19 protein-coding genes are annotated in these 18,885 nt (G+C 60.9%); 15 read left to right on the plus strand and 4 right to left on the minus strand.

Going from position 1 to position 18,885, the window contains the following annotated elements; translation table 11 throughout:
- The first annotated feature begins 128 nt into the window (after positions 1–128).
- The 4 genes from LWH94_RS08230 (at position 129) to LWH94_RS08245 (ending at position 4,083) form a co-directional block, all read left to right on the plus strand.
- Complete coding sequence (locus LWH94_RS08230) at positions 129–1,040, plus strand: NAD(P)-dependent oxidoreductase (protein WP_232901842.1); 912 nt, start codon at positions 129–131, stop codon at positions 1,038–1,040.
- A 10-nt stretch (positions 1,041–1,050) separates the two neighbouring features.
- Positions 1,051–1,830 (plus strand): hydroxypyruvate isomerase, encoded by a 780-nt coding sequence (gene hyi / locus LWH94_RS08235; protein ID WP_232901843.1) that lies wholly within the window; start codon positions 1,051–1,053, stop codon positions 1,828–1,830.
- Between the two features lie 104 nt (positions 1,831–1,934).
- Positions 1,935–2,615: a winged helix-turn-helix domain-containing protein gene (locus LWH94_RS08240; RefSeq protein WP_022988601.1), complete on the plus strand. Its 681-nt coding sequence runs from the start codon at positions 1,935–1,937 to the stop codon at positions 2,613–2,615.
- Positions 2,602–4,083 carry a HAMP domain-containing sensor histidine kinase gene (locus LWH94_RS08245; RefSeq protein WP_232901844.1) on the plus strand — a complete coding sequence of 494 codons (1,482 nt, stop codon included), beginning with the start codon at positions 2,602–2,604 and terminating at the stop codon, positions 4,081–4,083. Before LWH94_RS08240 ends, LWH94_RS08245 begins: the two co-directional genes overlap by 14 nt.
- Positions 4,084–4,087: 4 nt before the next feature.
- On the opposite strand, the gene LWH94_RS08250 is transcribed toward LWH94_RS08245, so the two are convergent.
- Both LWH94_RS08250 and greB read right to left on the minus strand, forming a co-directional pair.
- On the minus strand, positions 4,088–4,369 hold the full coding sequence (locus LWH94_RS08250) for a hypothetical protein (protein ID WP_022988599.1): 282 nt from the start codon (positions 4,367–4,369) through the stop codon (positions 4,088–4,090).
- Positions 4,370–4,617: 248 nt separating this feature from the next.
- A complete protein-coding gene (gene greB, locus LWH94_RS08255) occupies positions 4,618–5,094 on the minus strand; it encodes a transcription elongation factor GreB (protein WP_232901862.1) in 477 nt (158 codons plus the stop codon).
- A gap of 220 nt (positions 5,095–5,314) precedes the next feature.
- Here greB and LWH94_RS08260 point away from each other — a divergent pair, with 220 nt between their 5' ends.
- Positions 5,315–5,773: a hypothetical protein gene (locus LWH94_RS08260; protein ID WP_232901845.1), complete on the plus strand. Its 459-nt coding sequence runs from the start codon at positions 5,315–5,317 to the stop codon at positions 5,771–5,773.
- Between the two features lie 3 nt (positions 5,774–5,776).
- On the opposite strand, the gene LWH94_RS08265 is transcribed toward LWH94_RS08260, so the two are convergent.
- Both LWH94_RS08265 and LWH94_RS08270 read right to left on the minus strand, forming a co-directional pair.
- Positions 5,777–6,085, minus strand: a complete 309-nt coding sequence (locus tag LWH94_RS08265; protein WP_022988596.1) for a site-specific integrase — start codon at positions 6,083–6,085, stop codon at positions 5,777–5,779.
- A gap of 146 nt (positions 6,086–6,231) precedes the next feature.
- Entirely contained in the window at positions 6,232–6,492 is a 261-nt protein-coding gene (locus LWH94_RS08270; protein WP_022988595.1) for an acyl-CoA-binding protein, read from the minus strand.
- A gap of 271 nt (positions 6,493–6,763) precedes the next feature.
- Here LWH94_RS08270 and tssB point away from each other — a divergent pair, with 271 nt between their 5' ends.
- The 10 genes from tssB to tssH all read left to right on the plus strand — a co-directional run bounded on the left by tssB (position 6,764) and on the right by tssH (position 18,857).
- Positions 6,764–7,261 carry a type VI secretion system contractile sheath small subunit gene (gene tssB / locus LWH94_RS08275; protein ID WP_232901846.1) on the plus strand — a complete coding sequence of 166 codons (498 nt, stop codon included), beginning with the start codon at positions 6,764–6,766 and terminating at the stop codon, positions 7,259–7,261.
- Between the two features lie 61 nt (positions 7,262–7,322).
- Positions 7,323–8,804, plus strand: coding sequence for a type VI secretion system contractile sheath large subunit (gene tssC, locus LWH94_RS08280; RefSeq protein WP_232901847.1), 1,482 nt, complete (start codon positions 7,323–7,325; stop codon positions 8,802–8,804).
- Positions 8,805–8,807: 3 nt separating this feature from the next.
- Positions 8,808–9,245 carry a type VI secretion system baseplate subunit TssE gene (gene tssE / locus LWH94_RS08285; RefSeq protein ID WP_232901848.1) on the plus strand — a complete coding sequence of 146 codons (438 nt, stop codon included), beginning with the start codon at positions 8,808–8,810 and terminating at the stop codon, positions 9,243–9,245.
- 330 nt (positions 9,246–9,575) lie between these two features.
- On the plus strand, positions 9,576–11,348 hold the full coding sequence (gene tssF / locus LWH94_RS08290) for a type VI secretion system baseplate subunit TssF (protein WP_232901849.1): 1,773 nt from the start codon (positions 9,576–9,578) through the stop codon (positions 11,346–11,348).
- Positions 11,312–12,328: a type VI secretion system baseplate subunit TssG gene (gene tssG / locus LWH94_RS08295; protein WP_232901850.1), complete on the plus strand. Its 1,017-nt coding sequence runs from the start codon at positions 11,312–11,314 to the stop codon at positions 12,326–12,328. Before tssF ends, tssG begins: the two co-directional genes overlap by 37 nt.
- 17 nt (positions 12,329–12,345) lie before the next feature.
- Positions 12,346–13,521 (plus strand): type VI secretion system-associated FHA domain protein TagH, encoded by a 1,176-nt coding sequence (gene tagH / locus LWH94_RS08300; RefSeq protein WP_232901851.1) that lies wholly within the window; start codon positions 12,346–12,348, stop codon positions 13,519–13,521.
- Positions 13,521–14,054 carry a type VI secretion system lipoprotein TssJ gene (tssJ, locus tag LWH94_RS08305; RefSeq protein WP_232901852.1) on the plus strand — a complete coding sequence of 178 codons (534 nt, stop codon included), beginning with the start codon at positions 13,521–13,523 and terminating at the stop codon, positions 14,052–14,054. Before tagH ends, tssJ begins: the two co-directional genes overlap by 1 nt.
- Positions 14,054–15,388 carry a type VI secretion system baseplate subunit TssK gene (gene tssK / locus LWH94_RS08310; protein WP_232901853.1) on the plus strand — a complete coding sequence of 445 codons (1,335 nt, stop codon included), beginning with the start codon at positions 14,054–14,056 and terminating at the stop codon, positions 15,386–15,388. Before tssJ ends, tssK begins: the two co-directional genes overlap by 1 nt.
- 3 nt (positions 15,389–15,391) lie before the next feature.
- Positions 15,392–16,213 carry a type IVB secretion system protein IcmH/DotU gene (gene icmH / locus LWH94_RS08315; protein WP_232901854.1) on the plus strand — a complete coding sequence of 274 codons (822 nt, stop codon included), beginning with the start codon at positions 15,392–15,394 and terminating at the stop codon, positions 16,211–16,213.
- Positions 16,179–18,857, plus strand: a complete 2,679-nt coding sequence (gene tssH / locus LWH94_RS08320; protein ID WP_269802519.1) for a type VI secretion system ATPase TssH — start codon at positions 16,179–16,181, stop codon at positions 18,855–18,857. The genes icmH and tssH overlap by 35 nt, the downstream gene beginning before the upstream one ends.
- Positions 18,858–18,885: the final 28 nt, after the last annotated feature.

Genomic DNA, 18,885 nt, shown 5'->3' on the forward strand with positions numbered 1-18,885 from the left:
CTTTCCAAAAACCGCTCCTTGCGGCACATCCCTGTGGCGCTTCTGCTCCGCCATCCATGGCTCCGCAAATTTTTGGAAAGGCCCTCCCAAGCGCTTCGTCAATCTCCGTGCGTGTAGGAAGAACAAAGATGACTCAAAAGAACCTTCGAATTGCCTTTCTCGGTATTGGCCTGATGGGCGCGCCGATGACCCGTAACCTGCTGGATGCCGGTTACCCCATGACGTTGTGGAACCGTACCGCAAGTAAGTGTGAGCCCTTTGCCAACGAGGCCTCGATTGCGGCGACGCCGGCTGAGGCGGTGGCGGACGCGGATGTGGTGATCACTATGCTGGAGAACGGGCAGGTGGTTGAGGATGTCCTGGTGCATCAGGGCGCGATCGGGGCGTTGAAGGCGGGGGCGCTGCTGGTTGATATGAGTTCGGTGCAGCCGTCGCTGGCCCGTGAGTTGGCGGGGCTGGTTGGCGAGCGTGGGGCCGGGTTTGTGGATGCGCCGGTTTCCGGGGGTACGGTGGGGGCTGCGGAGGCTCGGTTGAGTATTATGGCCGGGGGGTCGGAGGCGGATGTTGAGCGGGCGTTGCCGGTGTTCGGGGCGTTGGGCAAGTGTACCCGGATCGGGCCGGTGGGGGCCGGGCAGTTGGCGAAGCTGGCGAATCAGGCGATTGTGGGGATTACCATTGGTGCGGTGTCTGAAGCCTTGTTGCTGGCGGCTAAGGGTGGCGCGGATCCTGCCGCGGTGCGGGAGGCGTTGCTGGGTGGCTTTGCCGGTAGCCGGATTCTGGAGTTGCACGGGCAACGGATGATTGACCGGGACTTTGCCCCCGGGGCGCCGGCGCGGATTCAGTTGAAGGATATGCGTATGATCCTGGATGAGGCCCGGGCCGAGGGGCTGACGTTGCCGCTGGCGCAGCAGACTCATAACGAATATTTGTCGCTGGTGGCCAATGGCCACAGCGATGTGGACCACAGCGGTTTGTTGCTGGAGCTGGAGCATATGAACGGGGCCTTGCTGGGCTCGCTGGGCCGTGGGCCAAAGGACTGAGGAGGCACTGATGCCACGTTTTGCCGCGAATTTGTCCATGTTGTTTACCGAGGTGCCGTTTCTCGAGCGTTTTGAGCGTGCTGCAGCTTCGGGTTTCAGGGCGGTGGAGTACCTGTTTCCCTACGAGTGGCCGGCGGAGGAGCTGGCGCAGCGGTTGCAGGCTAGCGGGCTGACCCAGGTGCTGTTCAACCTGCCGCCGGGGGACTGGCAGGCGGGGGAGCGGGGAATTGCCTGTTTGCCGGATCGCGTTGAGGAGTTCCGGGCCGGGGTGGAGCAGGGCATTGCCTATGCCAGGGTGCTGGGTAATACCCGGCTCAATTGCCTGGCCGGGCTCAAGCCGGCGGAGCTTTCAGAGGAGGAGGCCTGGAGCACGCTGGTTGCAAATGTTCAGTATGCGGCGGACCGCTTTGCCGAGGCGGGGCTGACACTGTGCCTGGAGGCGATCAATTCCCGGGTGGATATGCCCGGCTTTCTGCTGGATACCACCGGCAAGGTGATGGAGCTGATTGAAGCGGTGGATGCCGATAACGTGCGCCTGCAGTACGATATCTACCACATGCAGGTCATGGAGGGAGACCTGGTTCGCTCCATGGAGTGCCTGCTGCCCTGGATTGGCCATATTCAGTTTGCCGATAATCCGGGACGGAACGAGCCCGGTACCGGCGAGATTAACTTTTCGAATGTTTTCGCTGCCCTCGACAGGATGGGCTACGCTGGCTGGGTCAGTGCCGAGTATCGGCCTTCGGCTGTAACCGAGGCGTCTCTGGGCTGGTTCCGGCCCGGTTGTTGACCGTCGTCATAGGCGACACCCTCTTACAAGATCGTAACTGGCCGGGTTCCGGTGTTATTCGTAACCTTGTAAGCAACCAAATCCGCTATCAGGAGGAGTCACCGGTGAAAGCGCTGGTAATCGAAGACGATCAGGATGTAGCAAGTTACCTGGTGAAGGGGCTGAAGGAGTCTGACTTCGTGGTGGATCATGCGGCCGACGGCAAGGAAGGCATGATGATGGCGGCCAGTGAAGAATACGACATCATGATTGTCGACCGCATGCTGCCGGGCATGGATGGGCTATCCATCATCAAAACCGTGCGGGCCACCGGCAACCAGACCCCTGTGCTGATTCTCAGTGCCCTGGGTGATGTGGATGACCGGGTGGAAGGCCTGCGTGGCGGGGGCGATGATTACCTTACCAAGCCGTTCTCGTTCACCGAGTTGCTGGCCCGGATCGAGTCGCTGATCCGCCGTAACCGGCAGGCGGCTGAAACCGAAACTGTACTGAAGGTAGCAGACCTGGAAATGGACCTGCTGGCCCGAACCGTGAAGCGCGCCGGCCATAATATCGATGTCCAGCCCCGGGAATTCCGCTTGCTGGAATATCTGATGCGCAACGCGGGCCAGGTGGTTACCCGGACCATGTTGCTGGAAAAAGTCTGGGACTATCACTTTGACCCCCAGACCAACGTAATCGACGTGCACATCAGCCGTCTGCGCGCCAAGATCGACAAGGAATTCGACACACCCTTGCTGCAGACAGTTCGGGGTGCGGGATACATGCTGCGTGAAACTGCTTAGTCAGCTCAGAACGTCATCGTTCCAACTGGCACTGCTTTATATGGTGGTGTTTGCCACCTCTGTATTCCTGCTCCTGGCATTCATCTACTGGCGCACCGCCGGCTTTATGACTGCCCAGACCGACGAGACCATCGAGGCAGAAATCGCCGGTCTGGCGGAACAGTATCGCGGGCGTGGCGTGAACGGGCTGATTACCATCATCCGTGAGCGTGTCGCCCGGGATCCGAACGCCAAGTCCATCTACCTGCTGACCACCGATGACTTCCTGAAACTGGCCGGAAATATTGAAACCTGGCCGGAAGGCAGTCGTTCTTCCGACAGTGGCTGGATCAACTTTACCCTGAACCCGACCGTGGGCTGGCAGGGGCCGGAACGCCTGGCCCGGGCCCGTATCTTTGATGTCCAGGGTGGCCTGCGCCTGCTGGTCGGCCGGGATGTGGATGAGCTGACCAGCCTGAAGCGGGTGATCGAGACCGCCATCAACTGGGGCATGGGCATCACGCTCGCCCTGGCCCTGCTGGGTGGTTTTCTGATGAGCCGAAGTACCACGCGGCGCATCGAAGTAATCAACAACACCTCGCGACGGATCATGAACGGGCACCTGTCGTTGCGGATACCCACCCGGGGTACCGAAGACGACTTTGACCAGCTGGCCGAAAACCTGAACCAGATGCTCGACCGGATTGTGTACCTGATGGAAGGTATCCGGCATGTATCGGACAGCATCGCCCACGACCTTCGCACCCCGCTGACCCGCCTGCGTACCCAGCTGGAAAACACCCTGATTGCCGTCGATAACGACGAGGCCCGCGAACAGGTAGGCCGGGCGGTTGCGGAAGCCGATCAACTGCTGGCGACTTTCAACGCCCTGCTGCGGATTGCCCGGCTGGAAACCCGGGGCAATTCCGCCGATATGAAGGTGGTGTCGCTGGATGAGCTGGTCAGTGATGCCTGCGAGCTTTACGAAGCCCTGGCGGAAGACAAGGAGCAGACCTTTACCCAGGAGATGGCCTCCGGGGTGATGATTGAAGGTGATCGCGACCTGTTGTTCCAGATGGTCAGCAACCTGATTGATAACGCCATCAAGTACACCCCCGAGCATGGTGGTATCGTGGTGGCGGTCCGCCGGGAAGGTGCTGCGGCGGTGTTTGAAGTGCGGGATTCCGGTATCGGCATTCCGGACGACGAGAAAGACCAGGTGTTCCAGCGTTTTTACCGGGTCGGCAAGAGCCGGTCATTGCCGGGTAATGGTTTGGGGCTGAGCCTGGTCAGTGCGGTGGCCGAGATTCACCAGGGCCAGATCCTGCTCAGCGACACCCATCCGGGCGAGGAGCCGCCGGGGCTTACGGTCAGTGTGCGCATGCCGGCCTTCACCGGCGTCCGAAAGCGGATCAAGGCCACCACGGTGGAGCCTGCAGCGGATTCCGCTGATGAACGAGCGTCAGCGGCGGAACCCGGCAAGGCCTGACTGCTTACTGGCTGGCGCGGAACCGGTTTACCCGGTTGAGTACCGGTCCGATGACGATGTCGGCCCGGCTTTCGACGGCCTGTGCCAGCTGGTCAAACTGGGCGCGACGACGGTCAACCCTGGCCTGCAGGCTGTCCCATTCCCCTTCCAGGTGTTTTTGTTCTGCCATCACAAAGGCGGCAATATTGTGCCGGTTGAGTTTGCTGGTAATGCCCATGTCGTCCAGGCGGAAGCCCAGGGTATCAATGCCTTCCAGTGCCAGGTTCAGCAGCTTCTTGGTGTTCATCGGTGTGTCTCCGTTAACAGGGAAATCGGGTCAATTACCTGCAAACTAATGGCGGGCGCTAGAGTGTTCAACCTAATTTCCGGCCGGAGCCAAGGGCGTGATGTCTTGCCAAAAGGTAATTCCGTGGCCACAGGCAGGTAATGAGAGGTGAGGATAATGGGTACTGTAGATGCGGAGGCGGGTGACCCGTTGCCTGCCTCCCCCTCCAGCACAGCGCTAGCCTTAACCCCGTTACCCGCGGGGTTTTTTTATGGCTGCTGGTAACAGATTCGATCGATTTCCCACAGCTTGGTCGACTCCGGGGTTCTCACCATGATTTCGTCGCCTTCGCTTTTGCCGAGGCAGGCTTTGACCACCGGCGCATGCACCGAGACGTAGTTGTTTTTGCCGTAGATCTCGTCCGGCCCGACAATCCGGAAGGTGAGTTCGTTGTCGTCTTCGTCCGCCAGGGTTACCCAGGCGCCAAAGAAGGCCTTGCCTTCCTGCACCGGGCTGTACTCCACCACCCGCAGTTTCGACAGCCGGTTTCTCAGGAATCGCACCCGCCGGTCGATTTCGCGCAATCGCTTCTTGTTGTACTGGTAATCCGCGTTCTCTGAACGATCGCCCAGGCTGGCCGCCCACTGTACCTTCCTGGTCACTTCCGGGCGTTCCTTGCGCCACAGCTCGTCCAGTTCCTGCTGCAATTCGGCATAGCCTTCCGGGGTAATAACGTTGGTATCCATAAGGCCTTCAAAGGTCAGGTGAAAGAGTTTGCCCATTCATATCGCCGGGGCGGATCCGGGTCAACTGCTGAATGGCCTGCAGGGACACGTGAAGGTGGTCACACTTTGACCAGTCTTGCCGGAAAACTCCCGGGGTTGGCGATAAACTGAACAGACTAAGTGTGCGCAGGGCGTTATTAGTGATGTGCCGCACCGGATAGCCAGGATTCAGGAAGATACCATGAGCAGCAACAGACAGAGCACAGAGCAACCGTGGCTAAGGCCGCCCCTTATGGCGGGTATGGTGCTGGCTATTACGGTGCTGGTGCCGGCTGTGGTGCAGGCGCAGAGTGCGGAGTCTGCTTTCGAACCTGAGCAGCGTTCAACCATTGAAACCATCCCGTTCCGGGCCATCGGAGAGGAAGCCCTGGCGAACACGGTGATCGAGGGTGGCCTGGAGGCGCCGGCAGCCGGTGTGCCGGTGCAGGCCGGAAAAGATGATGACTTCTACCTGGACCCGCTGGCGTTTCAGCCCAGGGACGACCGCACTGACCTGGGCCGCTCGGAAATTCCCGTGGATATCCGTTTCAGCAATCCGAAGGTGATTCCCGGCCAGACCCACAGCAACAACTATGTGATCCGGCCACCGGAGAACCGCACCTACGATACCTTCAATCTCAACATGACCGAGCGCCGGTAGCCTTCAGGCCGCCGATTCCAGCGCCACCGGTTTGCCCAGCACATCCCGGTAGAAAAATGTCAGTGCCTGGGTAGCCTGGTTCAGGCGGGCCCGGGATAGCTGCATCTTGTCACTCAGATACGCCAGAAACTGCCTTTGCTCTTCTTCGGCAAGGTTGTCGGGGTCGGTCAGATCGTGAAACAGCACAAAGCGGCTGATCCAGTGCAGGTAGGTTTGTTCGGCACGTTGATTGAGCTGGTGTTTGCGAATGGCCGCCTGAACTTCGTCGACCATGCCGGGCCGTGACTGCTCCAGCGCCTGGGTAATATTCATGTTACGCACTCTTCCGGAAAGCTTGTTGTTGTTATGGTGCGCGCATCATATGACAAACGTTTGAATGGTGCAAAAAAGACCTGCAGCCACCGGGCGAGGGGCTGTCTGCCCGGAGCAGGGGGCTCCGGGCCCAGGGCTCGCCTCGGTTACTTCAGGGCTTCCAGCTTGTCGATATACTTCTGCATGGCTTCGTCGCTGGAGGTGCCTTTGACCTTTTCCCAGGCGTCGTACTTGGCGCGGCCGACAAAGTCCATCATGCCCGGGCGCTTGCCGGAAACATCGCCTTCGGTGGCTTGCTTGTACAGGGCGTAGAACTCCAGCTTCAGTTCGTTGGAGGGTTTGAAGTCGCCTTCGGCGGACTGGATGTAGTTTACTGCGTCATCGAATTTCGCTTTCAGGTCACTCATGGTCTGGCTCCTTGGTTTTAATGGTTTTTTCCTCTGAGGATGGGCCGAGTATAGCCCTGGTGTGAATCGCCGTCATTGACTGAAAGCGCGTTATGGCGGGCGGCAGGGCAATCTGGCAAAAGTTTGCCCGACTGCACATTTCAGGTCATTTTTCGCCAGCGCCTGCTTGAGAACAGCGGATCATCTGTGTACAGTTTGCGTCGTTGCCTGCCAGGATGGCCGGCATCAAGGACTGAACAACACTGCAAATGAATTGCACAGGGAGCACGCCATGTCTGCCAAAGACGGTTCCGTCGCGCCGAAAGAGCGCATCAATATCAAGTATGTCCCCGCCACCGGCGACCAGCAGGCTGAAACCGAGCTGCCGCTGAAGATGTTTGTGGTTGGCGATTTCAAGGGCCATGCTGAAGAAACCCCCATCGAAGACCGCAAAGCCATTTCCGTTGACAAGAACAACTTCCGTTCTGTCATGAAGGAAGCCGGTCTGACTTTGTCTACGGCGGTCTCCAACAAGCTCGAAGAGAATGCTGATGACCTGCCGGTGAACCTGGAGTTCCAGGGTTTGGACGACTTTTCTCCGGACAGCATTGCCCGCCAGGTACCCGAGCTGAAAAAACTGATCGAGCTGCGTGAAGCCCTGGTTGCCCTCAAGGGCCCGCTGGGCAACGTGCCTTCGTTCCGTTCCAAGCTGCAGGAGCTGCTGGACAACGACAGCGCCCGGGAAAAACTGCTGGCCGAGCTCGAACTGGCCACCGAAGGCGGCGAGTAGCCGCACCACCGGAATCCGGTAACCAACACCGATTATCAATCACGTACTGAAGGGATGTGGTATGTCTGATACTGCTGTGCAGCAATCTGCTGCCTCCGAATCCGTAGCAGAAGGGTCCTTGCTGGACCAGGTCATGGCCAATAGCCGTATGGCGCCGGCCGACGAAGGCTACGATGTGGCTCGCAAAGGGGTGGCAACGTTCATTGCCAATTTGCTGAAAAGCGACGAAAAAGGCCAGCCGGTCAACAAAGCCCTGGTCGACCAGATGGTGGTCGAGCTGGATCGCAAGATCAGCGCCCAGATGGATGAAATCCTGCATGCACCCAAGCTGCAGGAACTGGAGTCGTCCTGGCGCGGTCTGAAGTTGATGGTCGACCGCACCGAATTCCGCGAGAACATCAAAGTCGACATCCTGCATGCCACCAAGCAGGAGTTGCTGGAAGACTTCGAGTTTGCACCGGACGTTACCCAGACCGGCTTCTACAAGCACATCTATGCGGCCGAATACGGCCAGTTCGGTGGTGAGCCGGTGGGTGCCATTGTCGGCAACTACGCCTTCAGTCCATCTACGCCAGACATGAAGCTGCTGCAGTACGTGTCCTCTGTAGGCGCCATGTCCCACGCGCCGTTCCTGTCCTCGGTGGCGCCGTCGTTCTTTGGCGTCGACAGCTACCAGGAACTGCCGGCCATCAAGGAGCTCAGTGCCGTCTTCGAAGGCCCGAAATACGCCAAGTGGCGCTCCCTGCGGGAATCCGAAGACGCCCGTTACCTGGGCCTGACCGCACCGCGCTTCCTGCTGCGGGTGCCCTATGACCCCACCGAGAACTCGGTGCGCAGCTTCAACTACAAGGAAGAAGTGTCCGGCGACCACGAGCACTACCTGTGGGGCAACACTGCGTACCTGCTGGCTACCCGACTGACCGAAAGCTTCGCCAAGTACCGCTGGTGCCCGAACATCATCGGCCCGCAAAGCGGTGGTGCGGTGGAAGACCTGCCGGTGCACACCTTCGAATCCTTCGGCCAGCTGGAAGCCAAGATCCCGACCGAAGTGCTGATCACCGACCGCCGTGAATACGAACTGGCGGAAGAAGGCTTCATCGCCCTGACCATGCGCAAAGGCAGCGACAACGCGGCGTTCTTCTCCGCCAACTCGGTACAGAAGCCCAAGCAGTTCCCGAACACCAAGGAAGGCAAGGAAGCGGAAACCAACTACAAGTTGGGCACCCAGTTGCCGTACATGATGATCGTGAACCGCCTGGCCCACTACATCAAAGTGCTGCAGCGCGAACAGATCGGCTCCTGGAAAGAACGCCAGGATCTGGAGCGGGAACTGAACACCTGGATTCGCCAGTACGTGGCCGACCAGGAGAACCCGCCCGCCGACGTTCGCAGCCGCCGCCCGTTGCGTGCCGCCCACGTGGAAGTCTCCGATGTGGAAGGCGATCCGGGCTGGTACCAGGTCTCCCTGGCCGTGCGCCCGCACTTCAAGTACATGGGTGCCAACTTCGAACTGTCGCTGGTTGGCCGCCTGGACAAGGATTAATCCGTGTTCGGCGACACCGGCACGGACGGCGTTCGCAATACCGGCAGCCTGTTTGAACGGCTCGAACAGGCTGCTGCCCCCCAGGGGCAGGGAATGGGTGAAGTGACCCATGTGGTGGAATCCATCAAGCGCCACCTGGTGCGCCTGCTGAACGCCCATCCGGGCAACAGCGCCAGCGTACCGGATCTCGGGTTGCTGGATTTCAACGATGCCACCCTGGGTACGCTGGATCTGAGTATCCAGATTCGGGGGGCGATTCGTCAGTGCATCGAGAAGTTTGAGCCGCGGGTCAAGCGGGTGGATGTGGTGGCCTTGCCGCCGGGGCCGGACCCGCTGCAGTTGAAGTTTCAGGTGACGGTTTACTTGCAGGTTGCCGGGAGTGACGACCGGACCACCATTGACCTGGTCCTCGATGATAAGCGCTATTACCGGGTTATCTGAGTCGGGGCCTGCTTGGTACTGGGGCAGACATTGGAGTTCGGAGGGGACGGGGATGCTTTTCTTCTGGGAAAAAACAACTCGCTTCGCTCAGACATCTTTTTTCCCGGCAGAAAAGCATCCCCGCCCCCTCCGGCAAACCTGAGTGTTTGCGGTCCGGGTGACTTTGACGGCAAGTATGAGAGACGGGGTGTGGGTAGCCTTTCCAAAAGTGTGCGGAGCCATGGATGGCGGAGCTCAAGCGCCCCATGGATGGGCTCGAAGCGTCTTTTGGAAAGGCTACCCACATCCCGGCTCGGAGCCAGAATGGGCGAAGTAAAGGTGCAGTAAACAATGAAGTTGAACAGGTTCTACAGGGATGAGTTGAGCTTTCTGCGGTTGCAAGGCAGGGAATTTGCCGAGGCGCATCCGCAGCTTACCCGATTCTTGTCTGAACAGAGCACCGACCCGGATGTGGAACGATTGCTGGAAGGCTTTGCCTTTCTGACTGGCAAATTGCGGGAGAAGGTTGAGGACGAGTTTCCTGAGCTGACCCATTCGCTGCTGAACATGCTCTGGCCGAATTATCTGCGGCCGGTGCCCAGCTGCACCATTATGCGCTTTGACCCGCAACTGCACGCCATCAGTGAGCGGCAAACCGTTGAGCGTCATACCGAAATCAAGAGCCGGCCTCTGGGCGAGGCCAGCCGTCAGACCCAGTGCCGGTTCCGGACTTGCCGGGCTGTGGATATCTTTCCGGTCAGTGTGGCGGAGGCCCATGCCGAGCATTCCCGGGAAGTGTCTTCCGTTACCGTCGACCTGGCCCTGCATACGGACCAGCCGTTGAATGGTCTGGGGCTGGACAGCCTGCGGTTCTATCTGGGTGGGGATAACCACACCGCTGAGACCCTGTACCTGTGGCTGAACCATTACCTCAGCCGTATGGAGTTGGTGGTGGGCGAGAACGTCTACAACCTGCCGTCGTCGTTGTTGCAGCCGGTGGGTTTTGCGGTGGATGAGGCGATTTTGCCGTATCCGAAGAATGCCTACGCCGGGTATCGCATCATCCAGGAGTACCTGAGCTTTCCGGAGGCTTTCCGGTTTGTGGATATCGGCGGGCTGAAGTCCCGGTTGCCGGCCGTGCAGGCAGATGAGATCAGTCTGCGTTTTCATTTCAGCCGGATTCTGCCGCCGGATGCCCGGGTTACCCGGGACTCCCTGCAGCTGTACTGCACGCCGGCGGTAAATCTGTTCAGCCACGAAGGGGAACCGGTGGATCTGAACGGCCGGCAGACGGAGTACCGTATTTCCCCGTCCAGCCGCTGCCCGGAACACTTTGAAGTGTTCAGTATCGAGCAGGTGGAAGGCTGGCTGGAAGGGCGTTCCGGGCGCGGTGAGCCCCGGCTGTATACCGCGTTCGAGAGTTTCCAGCACGAGGTGGAGCGGGATCGGGGCCGTACGGCGCTGTATTACCGGGTGCGTACCCGTGAAAGCGTGCGCGGTGATGGCTTTGATCACTACATCTCGTTTGTCAGGGGCGACGAGTCCGAATGCATGAACCGCCAGGAAGCGGTGTCGCTGACATTGACCTGCACCAACCGCCAGCTGCCCCAGCAACTGGCGGTGGGGGAGATCTGCATGGCCACCGAGACCACGCCGGCGTTTGCCTCGTTCAGCAACATTACCCGGCCCACGGCCACGCTGCGGCCAACGCTGGACGGCAGCCTGTTGTGGACGCTGATTTCCAATCTGTCCCTGAACTACCTGTCGATGCTGGATGTGGATGCCCTGCGCACGGTGCTGCGGGTGTACGACTTCCGTGCCCTGGTCGACCGGCAGGCGGAACGGGTTTCCCAGAAGCGGTTGGCGGGTATCAGCGAGATTGCCACCCAGCCGGTGGACCGAATGGTGCGCGGCTTGCCGGTGCGGGGGATCCGTTCGGTGCTGAAGCTGGATCAGCAGAATTTCGGCAGCGAGGGCGATCTGTACCTGTTCGGAACGGTACTGAGCCAGTTTTTTGCGCTTTACGCGAGTATCAATGCCTTTCACCAGCTGGAAGTGGTGAATACAGACAATCAGGAACGGTACACATGGACGTTACAGCAAGGTCAGCAGCCGCTGATGTAGCCGGGCTGGAACCTGTCCTCGGCAACGCGCGGCGGTACAGTTTTTTTCAGTTGGTGGACCTGATTCACCGGCACCACGGCGACGACCTGGAAAACTCCGGCAACGGCGAGCCCAGGCAGGAGCGTATCCGGTTTTCGGCCTCGGCCGGTCTGGGCTTTCCGGGCAGTGATGTGATTTCGGCCCTGTCGCCGGAACATGAGCACGCGCCTTACCAGATGGAAGTGAGCTTCCTCGGCCTGCACGGCTCCCAGTCGCCACTGCCCGGTTACTACCTGGAAGACCTGGCCTGGGAAGCGGGCCAGGATTTGGGGGTGCGCCGGCACTTCCTGGACTTTTTCAATCACCGGCTGGTCACGCTGTTTCACCGGGCCTGGCGCAAGTACCGGTATTACGTGCGGTTTCAGCCGGGCGCCAGCGATGGCTTTTCCGAACTGGTGTTTGCCCTGGTGGGGCTGGGCGACAGCCGCCTGCGGGATGCGACACCGGTCAACTGGTCCAAGATGCTGGCCTACGCGGGCCAGATGGCGGGCCGCAGCCGGTCGCCGGAAGTGGTCAGCGGCATTGTCGCGCACTGTTTCGACCTGGAAGACGTCAGCATCGAACAGTGGGTGTTGCGTAAGGTGGCCATCGGGCCAGACCAGCAAACCCGGCTGGGCCAGGCCAATGCCAGCCTGGGCCAGGACACCCTGGTGGGCTCCGGCATCCGGGATCGCAGCGGCAAGTTTATCCTGCGCCTGCGCAACCTGAGCCGGCGCCGCTTTGCGGATTTCCTGCCCAACGGCCGGGACCATGAGCGGCTGGTGAAGCTGGTGGAATTCACCACCCGGGAGCAGCTGGCCTACGACCTGGAACTGCAGATGCGGCCCAGGGATATCCGGCCCATGCAGCTGGGCGAGGATGTGCGCCTGGGCTGGAATTCATTTGTAACACCGGAGCGGGCCCGTGACCGCCCTGCGGTGCGCATCCAGATACGACGATAAGGCAAGGAGCCAGACAGGTGTCAAACCGGACAGCAGCATTAACCCTGGTGATCATTAACCCGACCGAAACCGGCGGTGGTGCCAGCATTGAACACAAATTCAGTACCGGTGGCGGCTCTATCGGCACGGCCGCCAACGATACCTGGCGGTTGTCGCCCCATCGCACCGGGGCTGTAGCCGGCCATGCCGAGGTTCGTTACCTGGATGGCGGCTTCTGCCTGATCGACCGTAGCGGCCGAACCTACATCAACAGCAGCAGCCAGCCTGTTGGCCGGGGCCGCAGGGCGCGGCTGAACCATGGTGACACACTCACCATTGGCCGGTACCGGATGCGGGCAGAGCTCAATGGCGAGGCGGCCGTTAACAGCGGGATGGAAGAAGACGCCGGCCAGCATAGACAACTGGTGGATGTAGCCGAAGGCTCGTTGTTGCGGTCGGAATCCGGCCAGGCGCTGCCGGATGGCCGCGAGCCTCTTGAGGGACTGCACACCCCGGCGGGGGAGCCGATCAGCGAAGACCCGCTGGCTCCCTGGCCAAACACACAGGAGCGACAGGGCATGTCAGAGTCCACGGAACAGAGTCGGGAAGCCAAAGACACAAGCCGGCAACACATCAGCGGTGCCCCCCTGATGCGCGGTATGGAAGCCGAGATTGACTTTGCCGACAGCGATGAAATGCGCCTGTTTCTGGAAGAGGCCGGCCAGACCCTGAAAGCCACGGTCGAGGGCCTGCTGGCCCTGCATCAGGGCGAGGATTCCCGCCACCGGGCCCTGCGCACCCGCCTGCAGCCGATTGAGGACAATCCGCTGCGCCTGGGTGATGACTATGCGGGCACCATGCAGACCCTGTTTGCCGCCGAGCGCAGCCCGGTGCACCTGTCTGCTCCGGCTGCGGTCCGCGAAAGCCTGGAGAGCCTGAACCATCACCAGCAGGCTACCCGGGAAGCCATTCGGGAAGCGCTGGAAGCGATCCTTTACGCCTTCTCACCGGAGGCCCTGTTGCGCCGGTTCCACGGTTACCGCCGTGGCCTGCAAGACAACGAAGACGAAGGCCGCTGGGCCTGGAACATGTACCAACACTATTACCGCGAACTCAGATCCAGTCGTCAGCAGGGTTTCGAGCGCCTCTTCCAGGAGGTGTTCGACCAGGCTTACGACCAGCATCTGCGCCAACTACAGAGGGAGAATGTTTGATGAAGTACTGCAAATGGAGCTTGCTGGCGGTTGTTATGTTTTTGGTGGGGTGCAGCACCCCGTACAACGCGGTGACCAAGACCGCCAAGGTGCTGTGGGATCCCGACATTCCCGTGGGCTATCCGGAAGACCTGCCCAGCCGCGTGGACCTGACCATGCTGGCGGAACCGAATGTAAACCCGAACGAATCCCTGGCGCCCACGCCCATCGCGTTCCAGATCATCGAGTTGCGGGACAGCTCGCTGCTGATGGCCGGTGATTTCGACCAGCTGCTGACCGACCTGGAAGATTCCCTGGGCCGCAACTATGTGGACCACAGCGATTACACCCTGGTGCCGGGCCAGTTCAAGTTTGTGGAGCCGTTCGAAATCAGCAAGGACACCCGGTTTATCGCTGTGATCGCATTTTATGCTTACCCCAACCTGTCCCAGTGGAAAAAGGTGGTCAGGGTGGACCCCATTGGCGGCCGCTACCACCTGCTGGTCAACCTGCGCGAGCGGGAAGTGAAACTGACACGTTCGGATGAAAGCTGATGGCAGTCACCAACCGAGTGGTCTGGAGTGACGGGCTGTTCATCAAACCCCAGCATTTCCAGCAGCAACAAAGATACCTGGAACACCAGATTAACGAGCGGGCGCTGGCGGTGTCTGACTACCTGTATGGCTTCAGTGACCTGGAACTGAACGCCGAGTACCTGAGCTTTGGCCGGGTCGGGCTGGTGCGGGCCTGCGGGCTGTTTCCGGACGGCACCCGGTTCAACCTGCCCCAGGACGACGTAATGCCGGAGCCCCTGGAAATCACCGATGCCTCGGTGGCCAACCAGGTGGTGTTCCTGGCACTGCCCCTGGGCAGCGATACCCTGGCAGAAGTGGAATGGCCGGATGCCCCGGTCGCCGGCCGGTTCCGGGCCCAGGCTGTAGAAATCCGCGACCTGCATTCGGTGGATGGCGATGCCCACAGCATCGATGTGGGCCGGGTGGCGCCGCGGTTGATGCTGGAGCGGGAAGACCGCAGTGCCTACGCCAGCCTTGCCGTTGGCCGGATCCTGGAAAAGCGCCCGGATGGCAGCCTGGTGGTGGATCCGAACTTCCTGCCCACCATGCTCAGTGTGCGTTCCGCGCCCCGGCTTCAGCGGTTTGTCGGAGAGATGGCCGGGCTGATGCAGGAGCGGGCCCGCAACATCGCCGAACGCGTGGGTGCGCCGGGGCAGGGTGGTGTGGCGGATGTGTCGGACTTCATGCTGTTGCAGATGCTGAACCGTGCCCACCCCCGGTTTATGCACCTGGCACGGCTGCGCCAGTTGCATCCGGAGCGGCTGTATGAGGTGTTGCTGGAGCTCTGCGGCGAGCTGGTGACCTTCACCGACGAAAGCCGGTTGCCAAGGGAGTTCACCCCTTACGACCACGACCTGCCAGTGGGGTGTTTCAGCCCGCTGATGCAGATTCTGCGGCAGGCCCTGAGTACCGTTCTGGAGCCGCGTGCCTTGTCGATCGCCCTGCAGCAGCGCCAGTACGGCCTGACGGTGGCCCCGGTCCAGGATGGCCAGCTGATCAGGGATGCCGAGTTCATCCTGGCGGTGAAGGCCGACATGCCGCTGGACGACCTGCGCAAACAGTTTGTGCAGCAGTGCAAGGTGGCCTCGGTGGAGAAAATCCGCGATCTCATCAGCCTGCAGCTGCCCGGCATTCCGCTGTCCGCCTTGCCGGTGGCGCCGCGCCAGTTGCCGTATCACGCCGGCTTTGTGTACTTCCGGCTGGACGACCAGAGCCAGGCCTGGCAGATGCTCGATAACGCCAGCGGCTTCGCCTTCCACGTGGCCGGCAGTTACCCGGGGCTGGAAATGCAATTCTGGGCAATCAGGAGCTAGATCATGGCAGATGCACCGGTAATGGACAGACCGCGCAGCACCAGGGATTCGGGTGATCGTGCATTCAGTGACCTTCTGTTTGCCGACAGCGACAGCCCGGGTTCCCGCAATGACTTTGCCAACAGCGGATTCCAGCTGCGGGGGCAGGAAGAAAACCGCCTGATCGACGCGGCGACACCGCTGCTGGGGCTGGTTATCCGGGTTCGCCGGCTGGCGGATTTCCGGGATGTGGAAAGCCTGTACCAGCAGGTAACCGACGAAGTGGCGGCTATCGATCGTGAACTGGTAGAGCAGGGCTACGAACGCCCCACGGTGGTGGCATACCGCTATGTGCTGTGCGCATTTATTGACGAAGCGGTGCTGGGCACCGACTGGGGCGCCCACAGTGTGTGGTCACAACACTCCCTGTTGTCCCGCTTCCACAGCGAAACCTGGGGTGGTGAGAAGGTGTTCGCCATCCTGGCCCGGATGGAAAAAGAGCCGGAGCGCTACCGGGACATGCTGGGTTTCATCTACCTGTGCCTGTGCCTGGGTTTTGAGGGCCGTTACAAGGTGATGGAAAACGGCCGGGATGAATACGAGAAGATTGTCCGGGGCCTGTACGAACAGCTGCGGGAACTGCGCGGTGATAGGGAACCCCGGCCGCTGACCGATGCCTTGGCAAACCTGGCCCCTGCCCGTAACCGGTTGCGCACCGGGTTGCCCGCCTGGCTGATCGGGGGGGTGTTTGTGGCGGCCATGGCCGGGATTTATCACCTGTACAACATTGCGCTGAACGAACGCATCAGGGATGTGCTCAGCGTACTGGACCAACTACCGAAATAAGGACATCACTGTGATTCGGGTAGAACTGCCGGCGCTCATCGGGCGCCTCAACGACATTTCACGCCAGGCGCTGGAAGCCTCCGCTGCCCTGTGCATCAGCCGTCAGGGCGCCGAGATTACCCCGGCGCACCTGCTGTTCAAGCTGCTGGAAACACCATTTTCTGACGTGCGCCAGATCCTGGAACACACCGGCATCAACCACCAGCAGCTGCAACCGCTGGTGGGCGACAGCCTGAACGGCGAGCCGCAGACCGCCGAGCCTTATCCCTCGTTCTCGCCGTTGCTGGTGGAACTGATGCAGGACGCCTGGCTGTTGGCCTCCACCGAACTGGGCCACACCGAACTGCGTTCCGGCGCCGTATTCCTGGCCCTGCTGATGAACGCCGACCGCTACCTGATGCCCCGGGTGGCCCAGGCCCTGGTAGACATCAACCGGGAACAGCTGCGTAAGCAGTTTGACCGGGTAACCGAAGGCTCCGTTGAGCGCCCGCAACTGACCGAAAACGGCGCGGCCAGGCCTGTGGCGGATACCGATATGGACCCGCTCAAGCGCTACGCCACCGACTTCACCAAGCTGGCCCGGGAACAAAAGCTGGACCCGGTGGTGTGCCGGGATGCCGAAATCGACCAGATGATCGACATCCTCTGCCGCCGCCGCAAGAACAACCCCATCGTGGTGGGCGACGCCGGCGTGGGCAAAAGCGCCCTGGTGGAAGGCCTGGCCCTGCGGATTGTGAACGGCGACGTACCGGACCGCCTGAAAACCGTTGAACTCTGGACCCTGGACATGGGCGCCCTGCAGGCCGGAGCTTCCGTTAAAGGTGAGTTTGAGAAGCGCTTGAAGGGCGTGATCGAAGCCGTGAAAGGTTCTGTTACGCCAATCATCCTGTTCATCGACGAAGCCCACACCCTGATTGGCGCCGGCAACAGCGAAGGCGGCTCCGACGCTGCCAACCTGCTCAAGCCAGCCCTGGCCCGGGGCGAGCTTCGCACCATCGCCGCCACCACCTGGCACGAATACAAGAAATACTTCGAGAAAGACCCGGCCCTCAGCCGCCGCTTCCAGCCGGTTGCCCTGGACGAGCCGACCCCGGGCGAAGCCGTGCACATCCTTCGCGGCCTGCGTACCGTCTACGAAAAAGCCCACCAGGTACTGGTCGCCGACAGCGCCCTGAAAGCCGCCTCGGAAATGTCTGCCCGCTACCTGGCGGGCCGGCAGCTGCCGGACAAAGCCATCGACGTACTGGATACCGCCTGCGCCCGGGTCAGCCTGAACCTGAGCACCCCGCCACGGCGCCTGAGCCACGTGCGCAGTGAGCTGCACCAGCTGGCCATGGAGCAGGACCTGCTGAGCCGGGAACACGCCCTGGGCCAGAACGTCGACACCGAGCGGGAACAGGAACTTGAACAACTCATTGCCGACCTGACCGCCGAAGCCGAAGCCCTGGAGCAAAGCTGGAACGACCAGCGAGAACTGGTAGCCCGACTGGTCGAAATCCGTGAACAGCTGCTGACCGGTGAACAGCCTGGGGCAGAAGCAGATGAAAACGCTGCTGATCTGGAAACCGAAGAGCGCCCGGACCTGAAAAGCGAAGCCGCCGCCATCGAACAGGAACTGGCCGAGCTTCAGGCCGACGAACCCCTGGTCCACGCCCGGGTCGACGCTCGCCAGGTTGCCGAAGTCATCGCCGACTGGACCGGCATCCCGGTCAACCGCATGACCACCGACGAACTGGAAAAAATCACCCACTTGCCGGCCTACCTGCAGGCACATATCAAAGGCCAGGACACGGCCATCGACTGCCTGCACCAGCACCTGCTCACCGCCCGCGCCGACCTGCGCCGGCCGGGCCGCCCCATGGGCGCCTTCCTGCTGGTGGGCCCCAGCGGCGTGGGCAAAACCGAAACCGTAGTGCAACTGTCCGAACTGCTCTACGGCGGCCGCCAGTTCCTCACCACCATCAACATGTCCGAATACCAGGAGAAACACACCGTCTCCCGCCTGATCGGATCACCCCCAGGCTACGTCGGATTCGGCGAAGGCGGCATCCTCACCGAAGCCATCCGCCAGAAACCCTATTCCGTGGTCCTGCTCGACGAAGTCGAAAAAGCCCACCCGGAAGTCCTCAACCTGTTCTACCAGGCCTTCGACAAAGGCGAACTGGCGGACGGCGAAGGCCGGTTGATCGACTGCAAAAACGTCGTCTTCTTCCTCACCTCCAACCTCGGCTACCAGACCATCGTCAACCACGCCGAAGCACCGGAAAAGATCGAAGAAGCCCTGTACCCGGAACTGGCCAACTTCTTCAAACCCGCGCTGCTGGCACGAATGGAAGTGGTGCCCTACCTGCCGCTGGGCGAAGACACCCTCAACCGCATCGTCGGCGACAAACTCCAGCGCCTGGCCGAGCAGATCAAAGCCCGTTACCACACCGAGGTGGAGCTGGAAGGCGGCCTGGTAGAAGCCATCCGCAGCCGCGCCACCCGAAGCGAAAACGGTGCAAGGATGCTGGAGTCGATCATCGAAGGCGAATTGCTGCCACCGGTATCCCTGGCACTGCTGGAGAAGCTGGCGGCCAGGGAGCCGGTGACCAAGGTCACCCTGGGTGTGAGCGACAACAAGTTCACAGGCGTTGTTGCCTGACGTTTAAATCGAACGGAGCGTAGCCTGC

This window comes from Marinobacter sp. G11, from assembly GCF_021282325.1.
GTDB lineage: Bacteria > Pseudomonadota > Gammaproteobacteria > Pseudomonadales > Oleiphilaceae > Marinobacter > Marinobacter vinifirmus.

Bases quoted from the DNA above. Each gene is read 5' to 3' on its own strand.
- LWH94_RS08230 (WP_232901842.1), top strand. From the start codon at position 129: ATGACTCAAAAGAACCTTCGAATTGCCTTTCTCGGTATTGGCCTGATG.
- hyi (WP_232901843.1), top strand. From the start codon at position 1,051: ATGCCACGTTTTGCCGCGAATTTGTCCATGTTGTTTACCGAGGTGCCG.
- LWH94_RS08250 (WP_022988599.1), bottom strand. From the start codon at position 4,369: ATGAACACCAAGAAGCTGCTGAACCTGGCACTGGAAGGCATTGATACC.
- greB (WP_232901862.1), bottom strand. From the start codon at position 5,094: ATGGATACCAACGTTATTACCCCGGAAGGCTATGCCGAATTGCAGCAG.
- LWH94_RS08260 (WP_232901845.1), top strand. From the start codon at position 5,315: ATGAGCAGCAACAGACAGAGCACAGAGCAACCGTGGCTAAGGCCGCCC.
- LWH94_RS08265 (WP_022988596.1), bottom strand. From the start codon at position 6,085: ATGAATATTACCCAGGCGCTGGAGCAGTCACGGCCCGGCATGGTCGAC.
- LWH94_RS08270 (WP_022988595.1), bottom strand. From the start codon at position 6,492: ATGAGTGACCTGAAAGCGAAATTCGATGACGCAGTAAACTACATCCAG.
- tssB (WP_232901846.1), top strand. From the start codon at position 6,764: ATGTCTGCCAAAGACGGTTCCGTCGCGCCGAAAGAGCGCATCAATATC.
- tssC (WP_232901847.1), top strand. From the start codon at position 7,323: ATGTCTGATACTGCTGTGCAGCAATCTGCTGCCTCCGAATCCGTAGCA.
- tssF (WP_232901849.1), top strand. From the start codon at position 9,576: ATGAAGTTGAACAGGTTCTACAGGGATGAGTTGAGCTTTCTGCGGTTG.
- tssG (WP_232901850.1), top strand. From the start codon at position 11,312: ATGGACGTTACAGCAAGGTCAGCAGCCGCTGATGTAGCCGGGCTGGAA.
- tssJ (WP_232901852.1), top strand. From the start codon at position 13,521: ATGAAGTACTGCAAATGGAGCTTGCTGGCGGTTGTTATGTTTTTGGTG.
- tssK (WP_232901853.1), top strand. From the start codon at position 14,054: ATGGCAGTCACCAACCGAGTGGTCTGGAGTGACGGGCTGTTCATCAAA.
- icmH (WP_232901854.1), top strand. From the start codon at position 15,392: ATGGCAGATGCACCGGTAATGGACAGACCGCGCAGCACCAGGGATTCG.
- tssH (WP_269802519.1), top strand. From the start codon at position 16,179: ATGTGCTCAGCGTACTGGACCAACTACCGAAATAAGGACATCACTGTG.